This is a genomic window from Petrocella sp. (assembly GCF_059865615.1).
Window position 1 is genome coordinate 20700 of record NZ_JCBCDA010000129.1, and the last position, 6402, is coordinate 27101.

Below are 6402 nucleotides of genomic sequence, written 5' to 3' on the forward strand. Positions count from 1 at the left end.
GGATTCCTATTGTGACATTTTTACTTTTACTTTATAATATAAAGTGTATGATTTTCTTATCAGTTAATTTTAATCAATATTTCAAAACTAGATGTTGGTGAATAGTATTAATTATTATATTTTTTTGCAAATATGACTTGAATTTGAAAGGCATGTATAAGCATGTAAAAGAAAGACCTGGTGTTATCTATGATAAGACTAAAAAAAATACTGTTATTTATTCTGGTTGTTATCTTGACAGGTATTGGGCACATAGTAATTAAGCTTGTGCCGTTTAAGACTTTGATTCATTTTATGACAAACGTAGATGCGGTAGAAACAGAAGCTCTGACAGAGAGACAGGCCTATAGATTAAAGTCTATGGCCATAATTCTTAATCATCTTAACGGACATGTTTTTTGGCGTGTCAAGTGTTATGAACAGGCATTGGTCGCCTTGTTTTTTGCCAAGTTATGGGGTGTTAATATGATGATATATTTTGGTCTATCAAAAAACGAAGAGGAAGGATTATTGGCTCATACATGGACAGAAGCAGGAGACATGTATATAACTGGAGGAGAGAATGCACACGCTTTTTCTGTGGTCTATAAAAGAGGTTATAGTAAAAACAAAAATAGACTAGGTTATAGTCTAAGTGATACAAGAATCTAATGTATTTGAGTAATATTAAATTTTGGAATGGAGATTTATATGACAACATGTATTATTCTCGCAGGTGGTAACGGTACACGAACGGGTATGGATTGTCCTAAGCAATTCTTAGAGATTCAAGACAAACCTATTTTTTTATATGGCTTAGAGACACTTGAGCAGATTGATGAAGTGGATATGATTGTTATGGTGGTCCTTGAGACCTGGGAAGCTTATGTTAAGGCATGGGTTCAAAAACTTGGCTTGAAGAAGCCAAAGTATATTGTTCATGGTGGTAAATCTAGACAACATTCTATTTATAACGGATTAAAAAAAGCACGTGAATTTATGGCGAATGAAGACATCATAATGATTCATGATGCAGCAAGACCATTACTTAATCCGGATGTGGTTCGAAAGACAATAACAATGGCCCATAAAACAGGGGCTGCAATACCGGTTATTAAGGAGAACGACGCTTTATATCTGAGTAGAGATGATAGATTTCTAGAACAGACTTTATCCAAATCAGGTTTATACAGAGGGCAAACGCCAGTTTGTATTCGATTTGGAGATTACTATGATTTACATACATCTGCCCAAGATGAGGATTTAACGAGAGCAACAGGTAGTTGTACTTTGTTATTTCAAAACAATATTAAAGTTGCTATGGTGGCGGGCGATGAAAAGACTTACAAAATCACCACTAAAAAAGATGTTGATATGTTTATAGGTTATTTGGACCTTATACATAAAGAGCTTTAATAAAAAGATTCAAATCAAGAGAATTAAATAGAAAGATAAATAATGGAGGGTATCTTATGAATATTGCACTTATTTTTGCAGGAGGTAAGGGTCTTAGAATGGAAAATGCTGAAAGGCCAAAGCAGTTTATTGAAGTGGAAGGCAAGGAAGTTATTGTTCACACTATTTCTTGTTTTGAACGTCACAATGAAATAGATGGGATTGCCGTGGTTTGCTTAGATGAATGGCAAGACCATTTACGTGACTTAATTCAAAAAGAAGGTATTACAAAAGTAAAGTGGATTGTTTCAGGCGGTGATACGGGGCAAGAATCCATTTACAAAGGTCTTGAGGCTATTTATGAAGGTTGTGATAAGCCAAAAGAGACAGTGGTTCTTGTAAGTGATGGTGTCAGGCCTTTTGTTAGTGAACAAGTGATTACGAATAACCTAGCTTGTGTTAGGGAACATGGTACATCAATAACAGTAGCATATGTTCCTGAGAGTATTGCTGAGGTAGACGATGATGGTAGAATTAACCGTTTGCCGACGAGAAGCAATTGTACGTTTGCAAAAGCACCTCAAGGTTTTATACTTGAAGATCTAGTGGTTGCTCATAAGAAAGCTAAGGCTAATCATCTTTCCACTTTTGTTAATTCAGCGGAACTCATGAACCACTATGGATATCCATTGTATGTAGTGGTGGATTCTATAAACAATCTTAAAATAACGACTCAAATAGACTTGTTTACTTTTGGCGAAATTATTCGCAGACAAGAAAAGAAACAAGCATAAATTAACAAACAGTAAAAAAATACCGACATCCATTGTGTGTGGAGATTGGCTGAATATTGAAAAAATGATTTATCACTTGGAGGCTACAAAAGCTTGTATATGTAAACTATAAAAAAGAACTGATTGAGTATAGTGTATTATAATACTATTTATATACTTTCAGAACTTAAGGATAATTATAATTAATTATAAAGGGTTAAGGCGTCAAAACTATATAGTTGAACTTTCACCTACCATATGTAGTTATGAATGTATCAACTTAATCTACATATGGTAGGCGAATTTAGTGAAACTTAGTTTTGACCCTTTAACCATAAAGAGGAGTTACTAGATGACAAAAATTAAAAAGTGGATCAAAAAAATACCTTTTGTTGAAATTATGATCATCAAGATATATGATTTTTATAGGAAGTTATATATGTTTTTATGTAATAAATTCATAGGTGTAGATGAAAAAAAGGCGGTTTTTATCAGTTTTAATGGTTTGGCCTACTCAGATAATCCAAAAGCAATATCAGAAAAATTACATATTTTAAAACCACAAATAGAGATTGTTTGGTTATTCCTTAATCCAGAAGGAAAAAAAGAGATTGTACCAGACTATGTTCGATGTGTCAAAGCGGGAACTTTTAGTGCACTTAAGGAACTGGCCACTTCCAAGTTCTGGATAGATAATTTTTGCAAACCTTTATATACATATAAAGGTAAAGGCCAAATCTATGTTCAGACATGGCATGGAGATAGAGGCTTTAAAAAGGTTCTATACAATTCTACCTTTTTGCCTAAAAATTTTCGTATTTTAGAAAAAGATATATGTGATGTTATGCTGTCTGGTTCGGATTTTGGGAAAAGCGTCCATGAAACTGCTTTTAGATTTGAAGGGACTACGCTTAACAATGGTACTCCAAGGAATGATATGCTCGTAAAAAACAACTTTGAACAGAAGCAAGAAATTAATCGAAAAATAAGAAAGCTACTGGGGATTGAACTTGAAACGAAGATATTCTTATATGCACCTACTTTAAGACGGGAGGCTTCCGAACAAGGCGGAAAGCAAGCTAGTGATGGGATTGACCTATTAAAAATCTTAAAGGTGCTTGAAGAAAAGTTTGGGGGCGAATGGTGCTGTGTGGTTCGAGCCCATAGTGCTGTGGCTGGTATCGAAGGTATTCCGGAGGATTGTCAGAAGATAAAAGACGGTAATTTAGTAGAAGACATGAATGATTTATTGTTTATAAGCGATTTTTTGATAACGGATTATTCGTCTAGTGCAGGAGATTTTGCTTTATTGAATAAACCCATCATTTTATACCAATCTGATAGAGCGGCATATATTAATCGTGATCGAACCTTTCATTTTGATATTGATGACACCCCTTTTATGATTGTTGAGGATAATGCCACTTTAATTCAAAAACTTCAAGAAATGGACCTAGGTAGTATTCCTAATAATTGTAAAGCTATTCTTGATTTTTATAATACCAATGAGACAGGTTATTCTTCTGAGAAAACGATTGAGTTTATAATGAAATAGAATTAAGTGAGTTCAGTAGTATTAATGGGGGATGGGATATGCAATATAAAGCTTATTATGAGTATTTAAAACAAGAAGCCACGAATATAAAACTTTGTGATGAGGATTATGATTTTTATGCGAATCATAACCTTTTGTTGTATGTCTATTGGAAGGAGTATATGCGTGGTTTGGGTGACGCAACATTTTTCAAAAAAAAATTATTTATGTATAAACTTGATTATAGTAAAATCCTTGAAAACCTATGTAAAATAGGAGATGCACTTGAGGAAAAAGGCATAAGCTACTTAGTACTAAAAGGTGTTGCTATAGCAGAAACTTATCCAGAACCTTTTATCCGTAACATGGGAGACTATGATATTCTTGTAGATACAAAAGACTTTGAGATGGCTAAGGAAATATTGCTTGAGGTTGGCTATGTCACAGACCCCAAGATGAACACGTATAAAGATGCTACTTTTCTACGAAAAGACGCTTTAAATGTAGAATTGCATTATGCCATTTTGCACTCAGAGAGGGAACCTTATGTTGACGACTTTACACAAAAACTTTGGAATAACCCAATTAAACATGCAACAGCAAAAGGACACATAATGATACCTCAAGCTGAAGTTCATTTTACCTATATTGTATTACACATGATGAAGCATTTAAAAGGTGCTGGTGTTGGGTTGAGATTTCTATTAGACTTTATGTATTTTTCAGAACATCATAAAATTGACCATAATGAACAATTAGTTTTTTTTGAGGAAATTGGTTATGGTGAGTTTTACCGTTCCATTACAACCGTATGCCATTATTATCTGGGAATGAATATTGAATATTATTCCTGGCTTTATGATCCTAAGGCCACAGTTATCCAAATTCTTGCCGAATATGTAGCTGAAGGTGGTTCCTTTGGCAATGGTTCTGAAAGGATGCGCATAGCAAATGAATATGACAAATATAAAGATATTTTTAAGAAAAAGAGTAAATTCTTTGTATTTATAGAGTTATTATTTCCACCAATTAATAGGATGTCAGAAGACTATAAGTATATTAATAAACATCGATTTTTATTACCAATCGCTTGGATGCAACGTCTGATAGTGAAGAGTTTAAGTTCTGAGAAGGGTATGAAAGAGAAATTGTTTCTTTTTAACCAAGATGAAGAATTTATTTCAAAAAAAGAATATATGATGCGTACCTTAAATTTGAAAAACCATAATATCAAGGAATAGTCCCAAGAGATAAGTGTAATTATATATATTATAATAATAAAAAAAATGAATATAGGACTTAGAGTCCTAATAACTAAACACTAATACCTATTTACCCTATTGGGTATAGATGATACCATGTAATCAGTAGTTAATCTTTATAGGATTAGATTCTGACAGAGAGATTATTCATAAAGAAAAGAATCAATCAATAAAGATCATAGGAACTTGTGTTTAATGTAATACTTCATACTGATAAGAGCAAACCAGTCGAAAGGCTGGGACGCAAAGCTATAGGGCCTGTAAAATGGCAGCCAGTTTCCAAAGGGAAGTTTTTTTGTTGAAAAAAACCCATATGAGTTGAAGAATACAAAAACACTCCAATGTAAAAGGCAAACCAGTCGAAAGGCTGGGACGCAAAACTAAAGGGCCTTAAAGGGTAGCCAGTTTCCATCAGGAGGGAACCATGATGAAAAAAGTTATAAGTTGGATGATGGCAGCAATATTTGTTGCTAGTATGGTGCAAATCAATGTAAATGCAGAAGAAGTTGTAAGCAATGAATTTGCCGACAAATTGTCAGAAGTAGGAATGTTTAACGGAAGTGACAAAGGGTTTGAGCTTGACCGTGAACCAACAAGATTAGAAGGTCTTGTCATGATGATGAGAATGCTTGGAATTGAGGAAGAAGCTCAGAATTATGATGAAAAAGTTGTAGACTTTAAAGACGTACCAGCATGGGGAGAAAGATATGTTCAATATGCCTATAAATTAAATATTACAAAGGGTGTAAGTAGTGAACAGTTTGGATCTGCTCAACAAATGGACAAAAAATCATATTTGACCTTAATGTTAAGATCACTTGGTTATGATGATGACAATAACGACTTTGCTTGGGCAAATGCAGAGGAGAAAGCAGTTGAAGTTGGTATTATCAAGAAAAGTGAAATGAACTCAGCAAAATTCACTAGAGGTGATGTCGCGGAAGTATCTTATAATACCTTGAAGGTTAATCTTAAAGGGCAAGAAAAACTACTTGTTGAAAAGTTGGTTGAGGAAAACAAAATTGATAGAACAAAAGTAGAAAAATTAGATATTAAGATTAGAGGACAAGAAGTTCAAGAAGTCGAAATAATTAAATCAGTCGATGACGAAGTTATTAACCTATATAAAGAAAATGAACTTGCACAAGCTAGACCAACGCAACCAGCCGGTGGAAGTGGTGGCGGTAAAGTAGTATCAATGCCAGGTGGCGGCAAACCAGTTAAAGAGCCAGTGGTAAAAAAAGAACAGGTAGTAGTTGAGGCGTCAGTGGTAGTAGAAGAACCAGTAGTAGAAGAACCAGTAGTAGAAGAACCAGTAGTAGAAGAACAAGTAGTAGAAGAACCAGTAGTAGAAGAACCAGTAGTAGAAGAACCAGTAGTAGAAGAACAAGTAGTAGAAGAACCGGTAGTGGAAGAACCGGTAGTAGAAGAACCGGTAGTGGAAGAACCGGTAGTAGAA

At 34.2% G+C, this 6402-nt stretch carries 6 protein-coding genes and 2 riboswitches; all 6 genes read left to right on the plus strand.

All coding sequences use genetic code 11. The features are described from left to right. Positions 1 to 189: 189 nt before the first annotated feature. Positions 190 to 651 carry a lasso peptide biosynthesis B2 protein gene (locus AC6F8J_RS14495; RefSeq protein ID WP_500724340.1) on the plus strand — a complete coding sequence of 154 codons (462 nt, stop codon included), beginning with the start codon at positions 190 to 192 and terminating at the stop codon, positions 649 to 651. A gap of 39 nt (positions 652 to 690) precedes the next feature. Beyond that, the gene (locus AC6F8J_RS14500) at positions 691 to 1395 is read left to right on the plus strand and encodes a 2-C-methyl-D-erythritol 4-phosphate cytidylyltransferase (RefSeq protein WP_500724341.1); all 705 of its coding nucleotides are present in this window, start codon (positions 691 to 693) and stop codon (positions 1393 to 1395) included. A gap of 56 nt (positions 1396 to 1451) precedes the next feature. After that, positions 1452 to 2168: a 2-C-methyl-D-erythritol 4-phosphate cytidylyltransferase gene (locus AC6F8J_RS14505; protein ID WP_500724342.1), complete on the plus strand. Its 717-nt coding sequence runs from the start codon at positions 1452 to 1454 to the stop codon at positions 2166 to 2168. Between the two features lie 331 nt (positions 2169 to 2499). Next, positions 2500 to 3702 carry a CDP-glycerol glycerophosphotransferase family protein gene (locus AC6F8J_RS14510; protein ID WP_500724343.1) on the plus strand — a complete coding sequence of 401 codons (1203 nt, stop codon included), beginning with the start codon at positions 2500 to 2502 and terminating at the stop codon, positions 3700 to 3702. A gap of 38 nt (positions 3703 to 3740) precedes the next feature. Further along, entirely contained in the window at positions 3741 to 4922 is a 1182-nt protein-coding gene (locus AC6F8J_RS14515; RefSeq protein ID WP_500724344.1) for a nucleotidyltransferase family protein, read from the plus strand. A gap of 229 nt (positions 4923 to 5151) precedes the next feature. Next, positions 5152 to 5227: riboswitch (cyclic di-GMP riboswitch) on the plus strand. A gap of 55 nt (positions 5228 to 5282) precedes the next feature. Then, positions 5283 to 5356, plus strand: a riboswitch (cyclic di-GMP riboswitch). 14 nt (positions 5357 to 5370) lie between these two features. Further along, positions 5371 to 6402 (plus strand): hypothetical protein (locus AC6F8J_RS14520; RefSeq protein WP_500724345.1); only part of this gene is annotated, 1032 nt, incomplete at its 3' end.

What these genes read in the sequence shown, in the direction of transcription:
- AC6F8J_RS14495 (WP_500724340.1), top strand. Translation starts at nt 190, where the DNA reads ATGATAAGACTAAAAAAAATACTGTTATTTATTCTGGTTGTTATCTTG.
- AC6F8J_RS14500 (WP_500724341.1), top strand. Translation starts at nt 691, where the DNA reads ATGACAACATGTATTATTCTCGCAGGTGGTAACGGTACACGAACGGGT.
- AC6F8J_RS14505 (WP_500724342.1), top strand. Translation starts at nt 1,452, where the DNA reads ATGAATATTGCACTTATTTTTGCAGGAGGTAAGGGTCTTAGAATGGAA.
- AC6F8J_RS14510 (WP_500724343.1), top strand. Translation starts at nt 2,500, where the DNA reads ATGACAAAAATTAAAAAGTGGATCAAAAAAATACCTTTTGTTGAAATT.
- AC6F8J_RS14515 (WP_500724344.1), top strand. Translation starts at nt 3,741, where the DNA reads ATGCAATATAAAGCTTATTATGAGTATTTAAAACAAGAAGCCACGAAT.